The sequence below is a fragment of the Hymenobacter coccineus genome (assembly GCF_001816125.1).
Lineage (GTDB): Bacteria > Bacteroidota > Bacteroidia > Cytophagales > Hymenobacteraceae > Hymenobacter > Hymenobacter coccineus.
On the sequence record NZ_MDZA01000453.1, the window covers coordinates 1 to 19585 of the forward strand.

Here is a 19585-nt window from a genome sequence, read left to right on the forward strand (position 1 = left end):
AAGCGGCGACACGCCGGCCCTGCGGCAGCACCCCGCGCCAGCGAGGGCCCCAGCTCGATGCGCCCGCGCAGCGTACCCAGCACCTCCTCGTGCTCCTCGAAGGCCAGCGGCAGGCCCGTGCGCAGCAGCCGGCGCGTGGCTTGCAGCAGCAGCTGCGTCAGCAATTCCAGCGGCCGGTGGAAGGGCGCGGCCCCGCCCGGGGCCCAGTCGGCCGGCTCGGGCAGGCGGTTCCAGGCGTAGCACAGCAGGTAGTAGAGCGTAGCGAGCGGAACGGTGGGGGCCATGTGGGCGATTGGGGAGGCGGGGCTGGTTATAAAGCAGTAGGTTTGAATTTCTCAGAAATACTATCAATGGGGTATTTTATTCCTTAACGAAATCCTTCTGGTCTAACTACAGCCAGTGCTCAAGGCACTGTTACTGACGAGGGAATGCACTGTATTTACCGTTCACCAGGTTTCCCCTATGAGCATTTTCCCAACGCAATATTCTACGCTTTCCGCCAGCGCATTGGCAACGTACGTCGGCGAGGCGTACAACATTCCCGGCCTCAAAGGTCGCTACCTACTACGCGGGGTGAGCGACACTTACTTGCTCGAAAACCAAGAGGCGAAGTACATCCTCAAAATTTACCGAGCAGCTCATCGCACCAAAGCTGAGATTGAAGGGGAGGTAGAATTGCTTAATTACCTGCAAGCCCAGGGGGCCCCAATAGCCGCTCCCCTCCCGGCCCGCACAGGAGCGTTTATAGTTTCACTTAAGGCAGCGGAAGGTGAACGCCACGGGGTACTTTTCACTTTTGCACTCGGCCGCGTGGTCGCCGACCTCAACGATGCCCAACTGAGAACAACAGGGCAAGCAATGGCCAAGCTGCACAACCTAACGGCCGACCTCACCCTGCGGCACCCGCGCCCGTGCTACGACCTGGACAGTACCCTGCGCCAGCCGCTGAAAACGGTGGCCCCCGCTTTCCACGATTATCCCGAAGGCCTCGCCTACTTGCAAAAAGTAGTGATTCAAACGGTTAGTAAGCTGGAGAATATGAACACGGTGGCGTTCAGCTATGGCTATTGTCACTACGATTTTCTGCCGAAGAACTTCCACTTCGATGCTGAAGACCGGCTTACATTTTTTGATTTCGATTTTGCCGGTACTGGGTACTTGGTCAATGACGCCATGACCTTTTTCGTGCATTACTTCCTGAACCGCATGCTGAAAGGCACATCTGCGGCAGAGAGTGCGCGTGCCTTCGCCGTATTCGTGGCCGGTTACCGCGAAGTGCGGCCCCTGACCGAAGCAGAGTTGGCAGCCATTCCCTATTTAGGCGTCGGCTTTTGGCTCTTCTACCTCGAATTTCAGTACCGCAACTTTGACGATTGGTCGAATAACTTCTTCGGGCCGCGCTACTTACGCGAACGGGTAGGTTGGATAAAGCAGTGGGTAGAATGGTACTGCGATTTTGATTGACATCACAGCAACTCGCCCAGTCAACGCCTTTCATCCCGTCCATTTCACGGGCTGTCCGCGGTCGTTTTCAACAGTTAAACGACGTTGGACTTGCTGGCCGTTCTCTGCAAAACACTCCCTCTTAGTGCAGCGTGGAGCCCCGCCCTCGCACTTCCCCGCTACTCCAGCATCCCCCGCAGCTTGCGGAGCTGGGCGGCGGCCGTGGCGGGCTCGTCGCGCCAGTAGTCGGCCAGCAGGGGCCCTATTTCCTGCTCGATGACGAGGCTCAGCCAGGCTGCGGGCGCGGGCAGCGGGCCGGGCGGCGGCACGAAGTAGCTGTGGCCCAGGGCAAAGTCGGGCCCCAGGCCGGGGTCGTCGCCGATGGTTTGGTTGAGGGCAGCGAGGCGGGTAGTCAGGCGCTCGGCCAGGGGCCCGGGTACGCCGTGGGCGGCCAGCAGCGCCCGCAGCGGGGCCCCGAACTGCGGCCGCAGCTCCACCACGGCAAAGCGGCGGCGCAGGGCGTAGTCGAGCGGGCTCAGGGAGCGGTCGGCCAGGTTGAGGGTGGCGACGACGAATAGGTTCTCGGGCACGAAGAAGCGCGGGGCCTCGGGCGGGGCGTAGGGCAGGCGCAGGGCGTGGGCGGGGCCCCGCTTGTCGGCTTCGAGCAAGCCCAGCAGCTCGCCGAAAATGCGGGCCACCTGCCCACGGTTCAGCTCGTCGATCAGCAGCACGTAGGGCCGGGCGGGGTCGGCGGCGGCGCGCTGGCACAGCAGCGGCAGCACGCCCGGCACCAGCCGGAACTGGCCCCGGTCGTCGGGCCGGAAGCCGAGCACAAAGTCCTCGTAGCCGTAGCTGGGGTGGAACTGCACCAGCTCCAAGCGGCTCTCGTCGCGGGCCCCGAGTAGCAGCCAGGCCAGCCGCCGGGCCAAGAAGGTTTTGCCCGTGCCTGGGGGCCCTTGCAGCAGCAGGTTGCGGCGGCGGGCCAAGCCGGCAAGGGCCGCATCCAGCTCATCTTCAGCAATCAGCAGCTCGGCCAGCGCCTCAGCTTTGGTATAAGGCTCAGCAGGCGCGGCGAGCGAGTTAGCGGGCGCGTAGGGCGCCGTGGGCTCAGCGGCCGGCGTGGGGGCGGCCGGCTCGGGGCCCCGAGGTAGAGGCCGTCGGCTGGCTCGGTGGCGTCGTCGGCGTGGCCGGGGGCCAGCACGGGGCGCTTGGTGCTGATGGTGAAGTCGAGGGCTTCGAGCACGGCGTTGGTGGGCGTGCCGGCGGGGTGGGGCCAGCGGGCAGCGGCGTCGCCGGTGGCCAGGCGGTGGGCCCACTCGGCCACGGCGCGAGGCGGGTAGCGGCGGCTGCGGTACACCAGCTCGTACACGGTGCTGGGCGGCAGCGGGGCCCCGGCCCGGTCAATCTGCCGCAGCGCGCGCAGCACCAGCTCGCGGGTGAGCGGCGGCACGGCGGCAGAAACAACGGGTGCGGGAGAGGCGGCGGCCATGCGGCAAAGTACGGGGCCCGGCCGCGCCCGGTGGCGGCGGGGCCCCGGGCAGGCACAAAAAAATCCCGCCGGGCGGGGCGGGATTTCTTTTGTGCAATGAGCAATTGCCAGCGAGCAGTGAGCAATTATCAGGGAGTAATTACCGCGCATTGGCAACTATTCATTGATGATTGCTCACTGCTCATTGATAACTATTAATTGATTTACGGGGCTACCGTGAAGGTGCGCGTAACCGAGTTGTAGGGCCCCGGGAGCAGGGTGCCGCTGTTGTCGACCAGCTCCAGCTTGACGGTATTTTCGCCGGCGGGCAGGCCTTCCATCTGGAAGGGCAACCAATTATCAATCATGAACTCGGTGCCGTTGATGGTGGCGCGCACCTTGTTGCCGCCCGAATCGAGGGTGGTGTTCACGAGGTAGAAGTCGAGCATGATCTTCTTGGCATCGGCGCCCGAGTACGTGTCTTTGGGCCGGCTGTAGAACAGGTTGGGCTTATTGACGTCGATAATCGGCTCGGCCGGGGCGGGCGCGTTGCCCACGTTGATGATGCGCAGGTCGTAGGCGCCGCGCTGCTTCAGGCTCTCGTGGTACGAGCGCGAGAGGAAGGACAGCACCACGTGCTGGCCGTCGGCCACGGGCTTGCTGAAGGCAGTTTCGTAGTGGGCGGTGTAGGGCATGTTGTCCACGATGTTGTGGATGTGCTGGCCCTTGGCCGAATTGGCCATCTGGGCCATCTCGGGGCCCCCGCTCATTTTGGTGAGGATGAAGTTGCTGATCTGGTAGTTGAAGCGCACGTCGCCGCTGGGCACGGTGGCCCCCGACGGCGGCGACGCCAGCCGCATCTGCGCCTCTGGGAACTTGGGCGAGTCGCTGAACGGCGTGAGGCGGATGCCGTTCTTCTCCATCGCGTCGGCCTTCATGCCGCCGCTTTGGGTGGCGGTGGGGCTGGTGATGGGCACCGAAGAATTAACGGAGGAGGCAGCGTCGGTCGACGAGCGGCTGGTGTCGCAGGCCGTGGCGGCGAGCAGGCCCAGGGCCAGCGGCAGGCCGGTGGGCAACCAAGAGGCTAAGCGGTTTTTCATAAGGATGCGATACGGTGTTTATCAGGAAAGTGCAAAAGGCGAAAGAATGAGCGCGCAGCAAGCAATAGCTGCGCGAATAACGCAATACTTTGGCATTCGCGGGCGCAACCGCCGCAAAACCAACCGCTGCCGTTGCCGGTTTCTTACCTTGCGGCCCGGTTTTGTCCACCCTGGCTAAGCCGGACCGCGTTTTTATTCATCCGTTTCATTCCCTGATTTTTGGCCATGCAAGACCAGCTCCTGGACCAGATTCCGTCCCTCGACCTCGCCGATTTCCGCTCCGGCGACCCGCAGCGCAAGGCCCGCTTTGTGCAGCAGCTCGGCGCAGCCTACCAAAGCATTGGCTTCGTGGCCCTGAAAAACCACGGCCTCAGCGACGCGCAAACCAAGGAGTTGTACGCCAACGTGCAGGCGTTTTTCCAGCTGCCCGACGCGGCCAAGCAAGCCTACGAAAAGCCGGAGCTGGCCGGCCAGCGCGGCTACATCAGCAAGGGCAAGGAACACGCCAAGGGCCGCAACACCGGCGACCTCAAGGAATTTTACCACGTGGGCCAGGAGGTAGAAGACGCCACCGACCCGGTGAAAGGCGACTACCCCGACAACATCTGGCCCACGGAAGTACCTGGTTTTCATGACAGTACCTTTAATGCCTACCGCACGCTGGAGGCCGCCGGCCAAGACGTGCTTCGCGCCATTGCCCTGTACCTGGAGCTGCCCGAAAACTACTTCGACGACAAGGTGCGCCACGGCAACTCCATCCTGCGGCCCATTCACTACTTCCCGATTGAGGACCCCGACGCGGTGCCGGCCGACGCCGTGCGCGCCGCCGAGCACGGCGACATCAACCTAATTACCCTGCTGATGGGCGCCAGCGCCGACGGCCTCCAGGTACTGCGCCGCGACGGTGAGTGGATTGCCATTACGGCCCTGCCCGACCAGATCGTGGTGAACGTGGGCGACATGCTTCAGCGTCTCACCAACGGCGTGCTGCGCAGCACCATCCACCGGGTGGTGAACCCGCCGCGCGAGAAAATGAACACTTCGCGCTACAGCATTCCGTTCTTTATGCATCCGCGCTCGGAGATGAGTTTGGCTGCTTTGCCGCACCTCGTCACGGCCGACAACCCCAAGAAAGAGGCCGACATCACAGCCGGCGAATTCCTGAACGAGCGCCTGATTGAGTTGGGCTTAAAAAAGAAATAATTATCTTTTTTGACATTCCGCAAAAGACCGCCCGGGGCCCCGGGCGGTCTTTTTTTGTGAAGTTCCGGCCGGCTGGAGGCGGGGCCCCATTATCTTCGAAGCCTGCCATTCCCGCCCGTTCGTGCCGCCCCTGCCCCCCGTTCCCCGTTCGTATCCTGTGCCGCTGCGGCGGGGCGGCCGCCGCCTGCGCCGGACGCGGAACTTCATTTTTCTGAAGGACGTGGCCGCGCTGGCCTGCACGGCCTTCGGGGGCCCCTCGGCGCATCTGGCCATGATGTTCCGGCTGCTGGTGGAAAAGCGCCGCTACATCACCGCGGCCGAGTTGCTGGAGCTGCAGGCCCTGTGCGCACTGCTGCCGGGCCCCACCTCCACCCAAACCGTGACCGTGATTGGCTACCGGCTGGGGGGCCCCAACCTGGCCTACCTCACGCTGCTGGTGTGGGTACTGCCGGCCACGCTGCTCATGACCTTGGCCGCCCTCACCCTCAGCCGCTTGAACCCCGCGCTGGTGGCAGCATTGGTGCAGTTTGTGCAGCCAGTGGCGGTGGGCTTCGTGGCGTTTTCGGCCTACCGCATCGGAGAAAAAGTGATTCAGACCAAAACGGCCGTGGGCCTCACCGTGGCCTCGGCCATGCTGGCCTATTTCTTCCAGTTGCCGTGGGTGCTGCCGGTGCTGCTGCTGGCCGGCGGCGCCGTGACCACGGTGCGCTACCGCAAGCACGCCATTGAAACGGAGAAGAAACCGCTGCAAGTGGAGTGGGCCAATTTTCTGCTTTGGCTGGGCATTTTGGTGGGCGCGGCGCTGCTGGGGCACTACACGCGCTGGCTGCCGGTGCGGCTGTTCGAGAACTTCTACCGCAACGGCTCGCTGGTGTTCGGAGGCGGGCAGGTGCTGGCCCCGCTGCTATTCGCCGAGTTCGTCGAGTTCAAGCACTACCTCACGCCGCCCGAGTTTTTGTCGGGGCTGGGCATGGTGCAGCTGGTGCCGGGGCCCAACTTTTCCATCGCCGCCTACATTGGGGCCCTGGCCATGCGGGCGCAGGGCAGCGGCAGCACCGGCCAGGTGCTGGGGGCCCTGGTGGGCACGGCGGGCATCTTCCTGCCGGGTACTTTCCTGATTTTCTTCGTGTTGCGCTTCTGGGCCCGGCTGCGGCAGTACCGGGTAGTAAAGGCCTCGCTCGAAGGCATTAACGCCGTGAGCGCCGGGCTGGTGTGCGCTGCCACGCTGCTCCTCTACCACCCCCTCCCCGACCGGCTGCTGACCTTGCCCTGGCACTGGCACCTGGGCCCCATCGCCGCCGTGCCCCTGAACCCGCTGCTGGTGGGCACCACCTTTTTGCTGCTGCTTTGGGAGCGGGTGCCGGCCGTAGTGCTGGTGGCGGTAGCGCTGGGCGCCGGGGCCCTGGCGGGGTAGGCTCTAGTTATCGGTTGCTCATTATTAGTTATCAGGAGCAGCACAGGCAACTGATAATGAGTAATTAAAATTAGTATCCCGGCCGGTGCCAGTGCTGGGCTCCGTCTTCGCTGAGCAGGTTGCCGGCCATGCGCTCGCCCAGCTCGTGGGTGAGTACGGTGAGGCCTGGGCTCCAACACACTTCCAGATCGGGCTCGCCCAGGGCCTCAAACTTGGCCCACCACAGCGCCGGCGGGTGGCAGTCGGGGCGGTAGATGTTGGCCGTTTCGGCCACTATCACCGCTTTGCCCGGGAAGAGCTGGCGCGCGGCGGCCAGCAGGGCGGGGATGTCGTTATCAAAGTAAATGTTCAGCCCCACCACGTCGAGCAAATCGGCGCGGCCTTGCTGCCAAGTGTGGCAGCCGTGGGCCTCGGCCACGGCGTCGGGCCGGCCCAGCACGGTGGTGAAAGGCCGGGCCTGGTCGGCGTAGGGCACGGCGGGGTCCCAGCCCCAGGGCTCGCTCATGGCCGTGCGGCAGGCGGGGTCGCCGGCCTTGAGGCCCTGGGCAATGGCAATGGTGATGGCGCTGGTTTGCCGGTACACCTCCCACCAGCTGCGGCCGCCGAAGGGCCACTGGCGGCTTTGGGGCGCCGCCACCCAATCGGTCCAAATGCCCAGCTCCACGCCCACGTTGTAGCTGCGAAACGCACCTGGGTAGCGCTGGGCAATTTGCTGGGCCAAGTCGTGCATCATGGCCGCGGCCCGGCCGTCCCAAAACATGGCTTCGTCAATCCACTCCGGCAAGCCGTAGTGGTTAAGCACCAACTCGATTTGCCCTTGGCCGACGGCTTGCAGCCGGTCCAGCCAGTGGTAATCGGGGGCCCGGTTTTGCTCGTCCCACAGCACCGTGTCGCGGAAGCGCGTCAGGCCCATTTGGCGGGCGCGGGCGTAGTGGAACTCCAGGTGCTCGACGTGGCCCGTGGCCCGGGTGTTGGAGAAGTGCAGCGGCTGGCCGTCGTCGCCCCGCCCGCGCACCACGCTGCCATCGAAGCACATGCCGTAAACCATGAAATTTGGAATTGAGAAGGATGGGTGCGCAATGGACAGCTAGCGGCAAGGCCGGGGGCCCTAGGTCGGGGGCCCTAGGCCGGCCGCGCCGCCGCCTCCAAGTAGCGCACCCGCGCTGCCTCTAGGGCCGCCACAATGGCGGCCCGCTGGGCCAGCAACTCCGCTCCCACCGCCGGGGCTCGCCGGAACAGGCGCAGCGCCCGCAGCCGCCGCAGCCGGGCCGCCAGCTCCACTCCGTAGCCCAGGGCGTAGAAGCCACTGATGGGCAGGCTGAGTACGTACAGCGCCGTCAGCCACCAGCGCTGCGTGAGCCAGTGCTGCACGGCCGCGGCCTGCAACCCGTAGAACAGCGGAAACACCACCAGGCCCACCCCCATCATCACCGCCGCCCGAAATTCGGGCTCGGTGGACGTCACGCGCTCAGCTACAAGCGACGGCAGCCGGTAGGGCAGGTAGTTGTTCAGCACCCCGTACAGCCACACGGGCAGGCCCAAGGCCAGGTTCACGAGGCCCGCCAGGCGGCCGCGGCGCTGCTCATCCAAGGCCGCGTCGTCGAGGCCGTGGCGGCGCAGGGCCCCCAGGTAGTCGGCGAGCTGGGTGCGCACGGCAGCGAGGCGGGCGGGGTCGTGCTGCTCGAAGTAGGCCACGGCTTGCAACAGCGTGCGCCCGAGCTGGAAGTTGTCGTAGAGCGTATCCGGGTCGTCGTCGGGGTTGAGGTGGTCGCCAAACGTGCGCTCAATCTGCTGGCCCAGGGCGTCGCTAGCCGCGTCGTGGCTGATGACGAGGCGCCGCTCCAGCGCCTGGCGGATGGCGGCCGTCAGGGCATCGGCGGCCTCGTCGGGGCTGGCGGCGTAGGCCGCGGCGTAGTCGGCCACCCGGATGGGCGGGGCCACGTTCAACAGCACGTCGGAGCGAAACCGCGTGGGGTCGAAGTAGTTGATGCCCACCGGCAGCACGTGCAGGCCCAGCTGGAAGTTGTGCTGGGCCTCGGCCCCCAGCGCAATGCGGGCGGCCCCGGTTTTGAGCGGGCGCAGCTTGCGCTCGTTCAGGCTGATGCCTTCGGGGAAAATCATGATGGCCCGGCCCTGCCCCAGGTAGTCGTAGCACTTGCCGAAGGCGGCTTCGTTTTGGGCGTGCAGCTCGGCCGCGTTCAGGGCCCGGCCGCTGGCGGCGGCGGCAGCTTCGGCGTCCTGCCGGCGGTAGATGGGCAGGCAGTTTACCGACTCAAAAACGGCCCGCGACACCGGGTTCTTGAAGAACGTGCTCTTGGCCAGGAAGGCCGCCGGCCGGGGCATGTGGGCGGCCACCAGCAGCGGGTCCATCAGGGTGTTGGGGTGGTTCACGGCCAGCAGCAGGGGCCCCGGCAGCGCCAGGCGCTTGCGGTGGCGCACCTCGCGCGCCGGAAAAACACGCGCAGCGACGCCTGCACGATGGGCTTCATGATGTGGTAGGCCAGCATAGGAAGCAAAATACGGTGCCGCCGGGTAAAGCGCCGGGGCAGCCAGTCTGGGGGCCCGAACGTACCCGCCGCAAAGGGCCACAGGCAGACGCAACGCCTTGCTTTTCGCCTGCTTCCAACGGGCAAAGCGGGGGTTAAGAACAGGCTACCTGGCCCGAACCTGGGCCAGCTTTGGCGCGCCGGTGGTTACTTGCCGGCTCAATTGCCCCAGTTTTTTCTTTTTAGATATGCGCGCTGCCTTGCTTGTTGTTGGTTTGCTATTGGCCGGGGCCCCGGCCTCGCTCCGGGCCCAAACGCCCGAGACCCCGCCGCCCGCCGCGGCTCCCGCGGGGCCCTACGCAGCCCTCAAAAGCGAAGTAGCGGTGGCCGTGGCGGCCCACACGCCCCAAGCGCCGGCCCTCACCGAGCGGCTGTACCGGCTCAACCCAAACGACGAGCAGGTGTACACCGACCTAATGGGCATTTACGAAGCGGAGAGCGCCGCCCCGGCCCTGCTGGCATTCTTCAACAGCCGGCTGCCCACGGCCCTGCCCACCCCCAAGGCGCAGGGCTACTTGCACCTGTACGCCGGCATTCTGTCCATGCAGCTCGGGCAACTCGTGGATGCCCGGCCGCACTTCGTACAGGCCAAAACGCAGCTGCGCAAAGTCCTGAAGCCCAACGACCCAGCGTTCCGCATCATCCAGCAGGGCCTGGGCGAGGGCACACCGCGCCGCTAACGCGCTTTGGGGGTGTACCCCGCCTTGTAAAACGGAGTGGCACTCCGTTAATCGTTCGCACGGCAACGGAATGCCACTCGTTTTACAATCCTTCCATACCGGCTGCAAACTGCCCATTAGGGCCCCGGCGGGCTACGCGGCGGCCAGCACCTCGGGGTCGTTGTGGGCAGGCGAGTTCACGCGCTTCGTGATTTCGTACTCGCGCATGGCGGCCGCGTCGTAGGGCACGAGCAGCTGCTGGTGGGCGGCGGGGCCCAGGCCGTCGTCGAGCCAGGCGCGCTCAGCCTCGGGGCCTGGCAAGATGACCGGCATGCGGTTGTGCAGCTTGGCCATCAATTCATTGGGCTCCGTTGTGACGATGGTGAAGGTGGGGCGCAGCTCGCCGGTGGCGCGGTCGAGCCACTCATCCCACAGCCCAGCGAAGGCAAACGGGGCCTCGTCGCGCAGCAAAATGCGGTGCGGCACCTTGCCAGCGGGCAGCGCCTGCCACTCAAAAAAGCTGTCGGCCAGCACCAGGCAGCGGCGGCGCGCCAGCAGCTGCCGGAAGCTGGGCTTCTCGGCCAGCGTTTCGGCGCGGGCGTTGATGGGCTTGGGGCCCGCGGCGGGGTCGCGGCTCCAGCTGGGTACCAGGCCCCAGGCAATCAGCTGGATGCGGCCGGGCGCGGCGTTCGTAATAATGGGCAGCTGCTGCGAGGGTGCGGCGTTGTAGGTAGCCAGCGCGGGCGCGTCAAAAGCGGCGTCGAAGCGCTTTTCGGCCATGGGGGCGGGAGTAATGAAGGTGTAGCGGCCACACATAAAATCGCAGATTTTGCAGATTAGTTGGATTTCGCAGATTTTAGGGGCCCCGGGCGCGGGTGCTGGGGCCCCTCACGCCGCCTGTGCCGGGGCCCTGAATGCTGCTGGTTCTTTTACGGGCAACCCGCCAAAATGGCCAAAAAGCAAACCGGCCACCCCTTCCCCGCCATGGCAGGAAAAAGGTGGCCGGCTACATCGCCCGGTGGCGGCGCTAAGCGTCTACCTGGCTAGGTTTCGAATCTACGAGATCCAACAAATCTGCAAAATCTGCGATTAAGCTTTGTACAGTTTCTCGTAGTACTCCTTGGCCATGCGGGCGCTTTCGAACGCGGGCTCCACGTCCTTCATGGCGGTTTTCACCACTTTCAGGAAGTCCTTGGGCTGGTCGTAGTAGAGTGGCAGCACGTGGTTTTCGAGCACATCGAGCAGGGCGGTGGCTTCGGCGTCGTCTTTCACATCATCGGGCTGGTCCACGGGCGAATGGGGAATGACGAAGCCGTTCTCGCCGTCGCGGATGAACTCGGGAATCCAGCCGTCGGCGATGCTCAGGTTCACCGAAGCGTTCATGGCGGCGGTCATGCCGCTGGTGCCGCTGGCCTCGCGCGGGTAGCGGGGCGTGTTCAGCCAAATGTCGGAGCCCTTCTTCAGCTCGGCCGACAGCTCCAGCTCGTAGCCGACGAGCACGGCGCAGTTGGGCAGGTTTTTGGTGCGCTCAATCAGGCTGTTGAACACGTCGATGGCGCCCTGGTCGAGCGGGTAGGGCTTGCCGGCCCAAATGATCTGGATGGGGTGCTTGGCGTTAGTGGCCAGGGCCACGAAGCGCTCGAAGTGGCGCAGAATCAGGTCGGCGCGCTTGTAGGCGGCGAAGCGGCGGGCCCACACAATGGTCAGCACCTCGGGGTCGAAGATGTTGCCGGTCTGGTCGGCCACCACCTTGAACAGGGCCTTTTTCAGCTCTTGCTTGCGGGCCAGCAGGGCCCCGTCGTTCTTGCTTTTTAGGGCCCCGGCCAGCTGTGGGTCGCGCCAGTAGGTACCGTTCTGGCTGTTGGTGATGGGGATGATGGGGCAGATGCCTTCGTAGTGGCCCCACATTTCGTTGGCCACCTCGCCGTGCACCTTGCTCACGCCGTTGGCGCGGCGCGCGAAGCGCAGGGCCGTGAGGGTGTAGTTGAGCGTAGTGCCGTCGAGGCGGGCCACCCGGCGGATTTCGTCCTCCGGCACGGGCCCGAAGAAGCTCATGTCGGTGAGCAGCTTCATGGGGCGCTCCTCGTTGCCGGCCAGCTCGGGCGTGTGCGTGGTGAAGACAAGGCGCTTTTGCACCTCCTCTAGCTTGCGACCGTGCTTCTCGTAGAGGTAGAAGGCCAGCGGCAGGCCGTGGCCCTCGTTGAGGTGGTACACGTCGGTTTGGCGGTTCAGCACGTCGAGCAGCTTGCCGCCGCCCACGCCCAGCAGAATGGCCTGGGCCACACGCGCCGCCGCGTCCGGGTCGTAGAGGTGGTGCGAGATGGTGCGCGAGATGTAGTCGTTCTCCGGGATGTCGGTGGTTAGGAAGAACATCGGCGCCGTGCCGAACACCTCCGGGGCCAGGTACAGAGCCCGCACGTGCACGTCGGCCCCGTGGATGGTGATGGGGAACAGCAGCCCCGTATCTTGCAGGTACGAGTAGCTCTTCTGCGTGTAGTCCACGCGCAGGGTCTGGTCGGGGTTGCGGCCCTGGTCGTAGTAGCCGTAGCTCCACAGAATGCCGATGCCCACCAGGTTCTGCTTCAGCTCGTAGGCCGAGCGCATGTGCGAGCCGGCCAAAAAGCCCAGGCCGCCGGAGTAGATTTTCAGCGCCTGGTCGAGCGCAAACTCCATTGAGAAATACGCCGCCGCCTGCTTGTACTTGGCCGCGGGCGCGTAGGGTTTAAACGTGAATTCCATGAAAGAGCTGCTGGGGTGAAGAAGAAGCACGAAGGTAGCGGCGGGCCGGGGCCCCACGCGGCCGCAAGGTGCGCACGGCCGCGCAAAAAGGAAGCGGCAACCGAACAAAAAGCCGGTTGCCGCTCCGTTTTATCGCTGCGCGATGGATACTACTATATAAGGAGTGGTTTGCACTGCGGTTAGCGCAGCGCCACCTCGCGCACTTGCCCGCCAATGCCCCACACGAGGAGCCAGCGGCGCACGGCCTCGGCCTGGGGCCGCTCGCCAAACGTGCCCACGAGCACGCGGCTGCGCTGGCGGCCATCGAGCAGGTCGTTGGCTAATTCCACGTGCACGTTGGGGTCGAGGGATTGAATTTTGGTCAGCACCGACTGCGCATCGGCCGTCGTGGCAAACTCGCCCACCTGCACTTCAAACGCGGCCGGGGCAACTGCGAGTGCCGGCGTCGGAGTTGCCAAGGGCATAGCAGCAGCCACCGGGGCCACTACGGGCACAGCAACGGCAGCCAACGGGGCCGCCACGGGCACAGCGGCGGCTACCATTGGGGCCACGTCGGCAGCGGCGGGGTCTACGGTGTAGGTCGTGAACGGGGCGTGGGGGTGCGGGTCGCCCAGGCACAGGGCCAGCAGGTTGTCGGGGGCGGTGGTGGGGCCCAGGGGGGTTTCGGAATCCACTACTTCGGCCACGATGGTGGTGGCGCCCAGTTCTTGCAGGTTCAACTCGCGGCTGGCTTTTTCGCTCAGGTCGATGATGCGGCGGTGGCGGAAGGGGCCCCGGTCATTCACGCGCACCACCACCGAGTGGCCGGTGAGCACGCTGGTTACCCGCAGGCGGGTGTTGAAGGGCAGGGTTTTGTGGGCGCAGGTGTAGGCGAAGCGGTTGTAACGCTCGCCGTTGCCGGTTTCCATGCCCTGGAAGTATTTGCCGTACCAGGAGGCCCGGCCGCGCAGCACCATGTTGGTGCTGATTGCGTGGGGCTCCTGCACGTGCTTGCACATGTGGGTGTGGGCAATACGGCGCACCCGGGACGAACGCTTGGTTCGGGCCGAGCTAGGCAAGCTCAACAATAACGATAAGAGTAAAACGAAGGCAGAAGCAGAACTACGAAATAATTGCATCGATGGCATAGGGTGGTGAATGAGTCAAAATTACCCGCCTCGCCCAAGCGCTGCTAAGAATTAGGGCCCCGCTGCCAAGCCGACTAGCTTAAAAATTGTCCTTTTTGTAGAAAACTTGCACAAAATTCATCCGTTTACTAAAAAGCAAAAGCCGCCCGAGGCGCCGGGAAGCCAACTTTTCAAAAAACCAGTCCACTGGGGGCACCACGTCACAAAATGAGATTATGCGACGGGTGCAAAATTTTGGCCTTGGCAGCCGCACTAAGCGGTTTGCCGGGTTGCACAAGTCGCCTTTATTTCGTAATGCCTGAAGTGCCACTTTAAGGCCCGGGCCCCGGCAGGGGCCCCAGGTTTTGGGGGCCCCGCCCGGGGGCAGCACGGGGCCCCGGCGCTACCTTTGCCCCATGGATTTTGGCCGCTTGCCCGACCTGCGCTACGTCAACTTTGGCCTGCCCCCCGACCACCCCGACACGGCCCCGCTGCTGGCCCGCGCCCGCCCGGCGCAGCCCCAGCCGCCGGCCCTGTACGTGGGCTGCCCCATCTGGACGAACAAGGACTGGCTGGGCTCGTACTTCCCGCTCGGCATCAAGGAGCCCGAGTACCTGCACTACTACGCCCGGCAGTTCAACAGCCTGGAGCTGAATACTACCCACTACCGCATTCCCGACGCGCCCACCGTGCGGCGCTGGCGGGCGGCGGTGGGGCCCGGCTTCAAGTTTTGCCCCAAGCTGCCGCGCAGCATCAGCCACGAGCGCGAGCTGTTCCAGACCGACGACCTGGTGGTGCCCTTCGCCCGGGCCATCGAGGAAATGCAGGATACGTTGGGCTGGGCCTTTTTGCAGCTGCCGCCGCACCTGGGCCCCGAGCACCTGCCGCGGCTGGAGCGCTTCCTGCTCGACTGGCCCGCCGCTGTGCCGCTGGCCGTGGAGCTGCGCCACCCCCGCTGGTTTGCCGACCGTGGCCTGGCCGACGCCGTGTTTGCCACCTTGGAAGCGTTGAACAAAACGCTGGTTATCACGGATGTGGCCGGGCGGCGCGACGTGCTGCCCATGCGCCTGACCACCCCTACGGCCTTCGTGCGCTTCAACGGCCACGGCCTGCACAGCACCGACTACCAGCGCGCCGACGCCTGGGCCGAGCGCCTGGCCGCCTGGTACGCCCAGGGCCTGCACGCGGCCTACTTCTTCATCCACCAGCGCGACGTGCGCCACGCCCCCATCTGGACGCAGCACTTCCTGGCCCGCATGCGGGAACTGACGGGCATTGTGGTGGCTCCGCCGGCCATCATTCCGCAGGCGGTGCAGGGCAGCTTGTTTTAGCCAGTCCCCCGCGGCGGGGCCCCAGCGCTCCCATCGCTGCCGTGGGCAGTGTTGGCTCTCAGTGCCGTGTCGAGGTTCCGCGTTATCTTGACCCCAACTCTTTCCCCTTGCCCTACCCGGCTATGAAAACCGCCTTACTGGGCAGCGCGCTGCTTCTGACGCTCGCCGCTTGCCGCAAAGATTTGCCCGATCCTGCGCAGCCGGACTATGCCGACTGGTACGCGCTGCGGGCCCCCGACAACCGGTCCGTGGAAGCAGTGGCCGGCGACCTCGACGGGAAGTTGGTCATTACCACGGGCTACGCCGTCTACCAAACCACCGACCGCGGCAAAACGTGGCAGAAAGGCGATTATCAGAATAACCTCAAACTGGTTGGCTTCGCCTCGCGCCAAGACACGCTCATCAGCTTAGCGGGCCAAGAGTTGGGCTCACCTGATGACGTAGCCTATGCCACTAGCCCAAACTACTACAGCCTCGACCAGGGGCTGACTTGGCGGAAATACCGCGACTGGAGAAGGTATAATACCGAGCTACGCGTGGCCCGCAACCGCGTGGCTGCGGCGTCGGGCACGGTGTACAGCATCGACATTCTGCTAACGCCAATCACCTCCGTCAGCAATTACGTCGAAACGGTGGGCATCAAATCCACTACAGGCCGCCAGTTGACCCTACCCAACGACCACCAAATCACGAGCTTGTACTTCGATGCCAAGTCGCGGCTGTACGTGGCGGCCTCGGCGGCGCTCTGCGGCCGCCGGGAGAATTTCGCTTTTTGCGGCGAGCAAAACGGTGTGCTCTACGTTTCGAAAGCCCCGCAGCCCTAGCGGCTTTACCCTCCTGGTAGGGGCCCCAGCGCCGCCCAGGCTGCTCCGGTGCGGCGCTGGGGCCCTAATTCCTTAACCCGCGCTTGGGGCGCGCTGCGCCAGCAGGGGCCCCAACACGGCCCACACGTTGTCGGCCAGAATTTGCTGGCCGGCGGCGTTGGGGTGCACGCCGTCGGCCAGGTTCAGGTCGCGGTGGCCGAGCACGCCTTCGAGCAAGAAGGGCACGAAGGCCGCGCCAAACTGCTGGGCCAGCGGCCGGAACACGGCCTTGAACTCGCCGGCATAGCGCACCAGGCGGTGGTTGCCCAAGGGGCTAACGTTGAAGGGAAATTCCAGCCCGGCCACCACCAGCTGCGCCGCCGGCAGCGCCTCCCGCACGGCCTCCAGAATGGCCTGCAAGTTGGCGCTGGTGTCGGGAATGGGCACGCTCCGGATGCCGTCGTTAGCCCCCAGGGCCAGCACGAACACGTCGGCGGGCTGGCGGGCCAGCGCAGCGGCCAGGCGGGCGCGGCCGCCGGCGGTGGTATCGCCGCTCACGCCGTAGTTGAGGACCTTGTAGGGCAGCTGCGCTGCGTCAATCTTTTGCTGCACGAGGGCGGGGAAGCTGGCGGCCGCGGGCAGGCCATAACCGGCGGTGAGGCTGTCGCCGAAAAAAAGAATATTCTTCATAAGTGCTTTTTTAACGTAGCGGGGGCCCCGGAGGTGCCAGCCCAACGGCCCGGGCGGGCGGTTTTTTGCCAGTGGCCCGGTAGCCGTTATGCTGGATTGAAAGGGCCGTAACGAGTGCCGGGTAGCGGCTCAACGAAGCATAGATTACCGGGCAGTTGGCGCAAGGCCGGCCGCTCGGGCCAGCTGCTACCAGCCGTTATTTGCCGGGCCCCAGCCATTCGAGGGCGAAGAAAAACAGCAGCTGCACCGCGTAGAGCAGCGGCGCCAGGGCGTTGGTTTTCACGAACCGGGCGCGGTTGAACAGCATTTGGGCCAGGCAGGCGAGGATGAACCAGTCGCGGAAGTTGCGGAACGGGATGACGCCCGCCGTCCAGTGCCAGAAATCGAAGCGGCCGGCGGGTATCTCCACGCACAGGTCGAAGCCCACCATCAGCAGGGCCGCCACCAGGGTGCGGGCCAGCTCGCCCAGGGGCAGGCGGTGGGCCAGCACGCCGGCCAGGTAGGTCATCATCACCCAGTTAACGCCGATGAGCGGGGGCACGTCGAGCCACTTGGGGCCCAGCGTTTCACCGTAGGCGTAGTTGCCGAACAGCTTGCCCGTGTGCACGCCAATGACCTCGGCCGCGAAGCCCAGCAGGCCCACGGTGAGGCAAAACTGCCAGAACGAGGCGTTGCGCTCCGGCTGAAATGCCACCAGCAGCCCCGTGCTCAGCAGCAGCGTGAGGGGCGTGAAGCGGAGGTAAAACCCGGGATCGTGCGAGAAGAGCAGCCCCACCAGCCCCGTGGCGTGGAAGAGCAGCACCAGCCCCTGCGCTACCCGCAGCCGGGTGGTATTGGCCGCCAGCGGCGGAAAAGAATCGGACATCAGCAAAGGCTAGAAATTACGGCGGGCCGGGGCCCCCAGCAAAATTAGCGCAAATGCCGGCCGGTTCGGTTCGGCGGCTGTGGCCGACCTTTGCGGGCATGATTCTCCGCGCCGACCACCTCGTCAAAAAATACAAGGCCCGCACCGTCGTCAACGACATGAGCGTGACCGTATCGCAGGGCGAAATTGTGGGGCTGCTGGGGCCCAACGGCGCCGGCAAAACCACCTGCTTCTATATGATGGTGGGCATGGTGAAGCCCAACGGCGGCCGCATTTATTTGGACGACACCGAAATCACGACCATGCCCATCTACCAGCGCGCGCGCCTCGGGGTGGGCTACCTGGCCCAGGAGGCCAGCGTGTTTCGCGACCTGAGCGTGGAGGAAAACATCCTGGCGGTGCTGGAAATGACCAGCATGCCCAAAAAAGCGCGCCTCGACAAGATGGAGGAGCTGCTTAACGAGTTCAGCCTGACGCATGTGCGCAAAAACCTGGGCAAGGTGCTGAGCGGCGGCGAGCGGCGGCGCACCGAAATCGCCCGGGCCCTGGCCGTCGACCCCAAGTTCGTGCTCCTCGACGAGCCCTTCGCTGGCGTCGACCCCATCGCCACCGAGGAAATCCAGGGCATCGTTTCCAAGCTCAAGCACCGCAACATCGGCGTGCTCATCACCGACCACGACGTGAACTCCACCCTCAGCATCGTGGACCGCGCCTACCTGCTTTTCGAGGGCAAGCTCCTCAAAGCCGGCACCGCCGAAGACCTGGCCGGCGACGAAACCGTGCGTCGCGTGTACTTGGGCAAGAATTTCGAGCTGAAGCGCAACGTGTAATTTTTCTTTAATGTGAGGAATGTGGATGATGTGAAGATGTGGGGAATTCAGGGCCCCCAGGCCGCACCACCTGGGGCCCCTCACCGCCTACTTTCCCACATCTTCACATCTCCTAATTTCTCACATTAAAAATCGTGCTCGACCAGCTCCTATCCGCCGCCGTGCAGCTTGAGAGCCGCCCCCGGCTGGCGCGGGTGCGGGCCGAGCCGCACGCCGTGCAGGCGAGGTGCTGCGCGAGCTGCGACGCCGGGCCCGGGGCACCGAGTGGGGCCGCCGCTACGGCTTTGCCGAGGGCCCCGGGGCGGCGGAATTTGCCCGGCGCGTGCCGGTGAGCACCTACGAGCAGCTGTACCCGGCGCTGGAGCGCGTGCTGCGCGGGGCCCCCGACGTGCTCTGGCCCGGCCGCCCGCAGTGGTTTGCCCAAAGCAGCGGCACCACCAACGCCCGCAGCAAGTACGTGCCCGTGACGCCCGAGAGCCTGCGCCAGGGCCACTACCGCGCCGGGCGCGACATGCTGGCCCTCAGCACCTTCCTCTACCCAAAGCACCGGCTGCTGGCGGGGCGCACGCTCTCGCTGGGCGGCACGCACGCCCCCAACCCGTTCCGGCCCCAGGAGCCGGCCTCGCGGGTCGGCGACGTATCGGCGCTGATTATGCAGCAGCTGCCGGCCTGGGCAGAAAGCCTGCGCACCCCGCCCCTGGCCCTGGCCCTGCTCGGCGAGTGGCAGGACAAAATGGAGCGCATCGCCCAGCACGCTTTGCGCCAAGACGTGCGCGTACTGGCTGGCGTGCCCACCTGGATGTTGCTGCTGCTGCGCCGCGTGGTGGAGCTGGCCGGGGCCGACGACATTACCCAGGTGTGGCCGCACCTGGGGCTGTTCCTGCACGGGGCGGTGGCGTTTGGGCCCTACCGCGAGCTGTTCCGGCAGCTCATCCCAGGGCCCCAGATGCAGTACCTGGAAATCTACAACGCCACCGAAGGCTACTTCGCCCTGCAAGACCAGCCCGGCAGCGAAGACCTGCTGCTGCTGCTCGATCACGGCATCTACTACGAGTTCCTGCCCGCCGCCCAGTGGGACGCGCCCGCCCCCCGGCCCGTACCGCTGCACGAGGTGGTGCTGGGCCAGCCCTACGCCTTGGTTATCAGCACCAACGCCGGGCTGTGGCGCTACGTGGTGGGCGACACCGTGCGCTTCACCAGCCTGGGGCCCTACCGGCTGCGCATCACCGGGCGCACCAAGCACTTCCTCAACGCCTTTGGCGAGGAAGTGGTGATTGAAAACGCCGAGGCCGCCGTGGCCGCCGCCAGCCTGGCCACCGGCTGCCGCGTGCACGACTTCACGGCCGCGCCGGTATATTTCGCCGCGGGGCCCGGCGGGCAGGTGCAGC

General features: G+C 65.3%; 19 protein-coding genes. 8 read left to right on the forward strand and 11 right to left on the reverse strand.

The annotated features are described in order from the left end of the window. The coding region (locus tag BEN49_RS24370) for an McrC family protein (protein ID WP_204376200.1) at positions 1–284 on the reverse strand (284 nt) is incomplete at its 3' end. Between the two features lie 178 nt (positions 285–462). Between BEN49_RS24370 and BEN49_RS26190 the strand changes: the two genes are divergently transcribed. Further along, the gene (locus tag BEN49_RS26190) at positions 463–1464 is read left to right on the forward strand and encodes a phosphotransferase enzyme family protein (protein ID WP_125917225.1); all 1002 of its coding nucleotides are present in this window, start codon (positions 463–465) and stop codon (positions 1462–1464) included. Between the two features lie 158 nt (positions 1465–1622). Here the strand turns inward: BEN49_RS26190 and BEN49_RS24380 are convergent, their stop codons facing one another. From BEN49_RS24380 to BEN49_RS24390, 3 genes are all read right to left on the reverse strand, one after another. Beyond that, positions 1623–2429 carry an McrB family protein gene (locus tag BEN49_RS24380; protein ID WP_070747494.1) on the reverse strand — a complete coding sequence of 269 codons (807 nt, stop codon included), beginning with the start codon at positions 2427–2429 and terminating at the stop codon, positions 1623–1625. A 35-nt stretch (positions 2430–2464) separates the two neighbouring features. Next, complete coding sequence (locus BEN49_RS28545; RefSeq protein ID WP_158023074.1) at positions 2465–2932, reverse strand: ScoMcrA-related endonuclease; 468 nt, start codon at positions 2930–2932, stop codon at positions 2465–2467. Between the two features lie 203 nt (positions 2933–3135). Continuing rightward, positions 3136–4011, reverse strand: coding sequence for a hypothetical protein (locus tag BEN49_RS24390; protein WP_070747500.1), 876 nt, complete (start codon positions 4009–4011; stop codon positions 3136–3138). A 225-nt stretch (positions 4012–4236) separates the two neighbouring features. Between BEN49_RS24390 and BEN49_RS24395 the strand changes: the two genes are divergently transcribed. Both BEN49_RS24395 and chrA read left to right on the forward strand, forming a co-directional pair. Further along, a complete protein-coding gene (locus BEN49_RS24395) occupies positions 4237–5214 on the forward strand; it encodes an isopenicillin N synthase family dioxygenase (RefSeq protein WP_070747503.1) in 978 nt (325 codons plus the stop codon). 121 nt (positions 5215–5335) lie between these two features. Continuing rightward, entirely contained in the window at positions 5336–6628 is a 1293-nt protein-coding gene (gene chrA / locus BEN49_RS24400) for a chromate efflux transporter (RefSeq protein WP_317040504.1), read from the forward strand. A 70-nt stretch (positions 6629–6698) separates the two neighbouring features. On the opposite strand, the gene BEN49_RS24405 is transcribed toward chrA, so the two are convergent. Beyond that, on the reverse strand, positions 6699–7676 hold the full coding sequence (locus tag BEN49_RS24405; RefSeq protein WP_070747506.1) for a hypothetical protein: 978 nt from the start codon (positions 7674–7676) through the stop codon (positions 6699–6701). Between the two features lie 74 nt (positions 7677–7750). Continuing rightward, positions 7751–9067, reverse strand: coding sequence for a 1-acyl-sn-glycerol-3-phosphate acyltransferase (locus tag BEN49_RS24410; RefSeq protein ID WP_070747508.1), 1317 nt, complete (start codon positions 9065–9067; stop codon positions 7751–7753). Between the two features lie 295 nt (positions 9068–9362). Between BEN49_RS24410 and BEN49_RS24415 the strand changes: the two genes are divergently transcribed. Then, the gene (locus BEN49_RS24415; RefSeq protein ID WP_125917227.1) at positions 9363–9854 is read left to right on the forward strand and encodes a hypothetical protein; all 492 of its coding nucleotides are present in this window, start codon (positions 9363–9365) and stop codon (positions 9852–9854) included. Between the two features lie 132 nt (positions 9855–9986). On the opposite strand, the gene BEN49_RS24420 is transcribed toward BEN49_RS24415, so the two are convergent. From BEN49_RS24420 to BEN49_RS24430, 3 genes are all read right to left on the reverse strand, one after another. Then, positions 9987–10649, reverse strand: a complete 663-nt coding sequence (locus BEN49_RS24420; protein ID WP_070747514.1) for an SOS response-associated peptidase — start codon at positions 10647–10649, stop codon at positions 9987–9989. A 273-nt stretch (positions 10650–10922) separates the two neighbouring features. After that, positions 10923–12572, reverse strand: coding sequence for an alpha-glucan family phosphorylase (gene glgP / locus BEN49_RS24425; protein WP_070747516.1), 1650 nt, complete (start codon positions 12570–12572; stop codon positions 10923–10925). A 179-nt stretch (positions 12573–12751) separates the two neighbouring features. Then, on the reverse strand, positions 12752–13594 hold the full coding sequence (locus BEN49_RS24430; protein WP_158023075.1) for a septal ring lytic transglycosylase RlpA family protein: 843 nt from the start codon (positions 13592–13594) through the stop codon (positions 12752–12754). A 500-nt stretch (positions 13595–14094) separates the two neighbouring features. On the opposite strand from BEN49_RS24430, the gene BEN49_RS24435 reads away from it, so the two are divergent. Further along, the gene (locus BEN49_RS24435; protein ID WP_070747521.1) at positions 14095–15009 is read left to right on the forward strand and encodes a DUF72 domain-containing protein; all 915 of its coding nucleotides are present in this window, start codon (positions 14095–14097) and stop codon (positions 15007–15009) included. 122 nt (positions 15010–15131) lie between these two features. Beyond that, complete coding sequence (locus tag BEN49_RS24440; RefSeq protein WP_070747524.1) at positions 15132–15833, forward strand: hypothetical protein; 702 nt, start codon at positions 15132–15134, stop codon at positions 15831–15833. Between the two features lie 72 nt (positions 15834–15905). Here the strand turns inward: BEN49_RS24440 and BEN49_RS24445 are convergent, their stop codons facing one another. Together BEN49_RS24445 and BEN49_RS24450 are read right to left on the reverse strand one after the other, a co-directional pair. Then, the gene (locus tag BEN49_RS24445; RefSeq protein WP_070747527.1) at positions 15906–16502 is read right to left on the reverse strand and encodes an arylesterase; all 597 of its coding nucleotides are present in this window, start codon (positions 16500–16502) and stop codon (positions 15906–15908) included. A 196-nt stretch (positions 16503–16698) separates the two neighbouring features. Then, the gene (locus BEN49_RS24450; protein ID WP_070747529.1) at positions 16699–17367 is read right to left on the reverse strand and encodes a carotenoid biosynthesis protein; all 669 of its coding nucleotides are present in this window, start codon (positions 17365–17367) and stop codon (positions 16699–16701) included. A gap of 98 nt (positions 17368–17465) precedes the next feature. Between BEN49_RS24450 and lptB the strand changes: the two genes are divergently transcribed. Together lptB and BEN49_RS24460 are read left to right on the forward strand one after the other, a co-directional pair. Next, positions 17466–18197, forward strand: a complete 732-nt coding sequence (gene lptB, locus BEN49_RS24455; protein ID WP_070747531.1) for an LPS export ABC transporter ATP-binding protein — start codon at positions 17466–17468, stop codon at positions 18195–18197. Between the two features lie 226 nt (positions 18198–18423). Beyond that, the coding region (locus tag BEN49_RS24460) for a GH3 auxin-responsive promoter family protein (RefSeq protein ID WP_070747534.1) at positions 18424–19585 on the forward strand (1162 nt) is incomplete at its 3' end.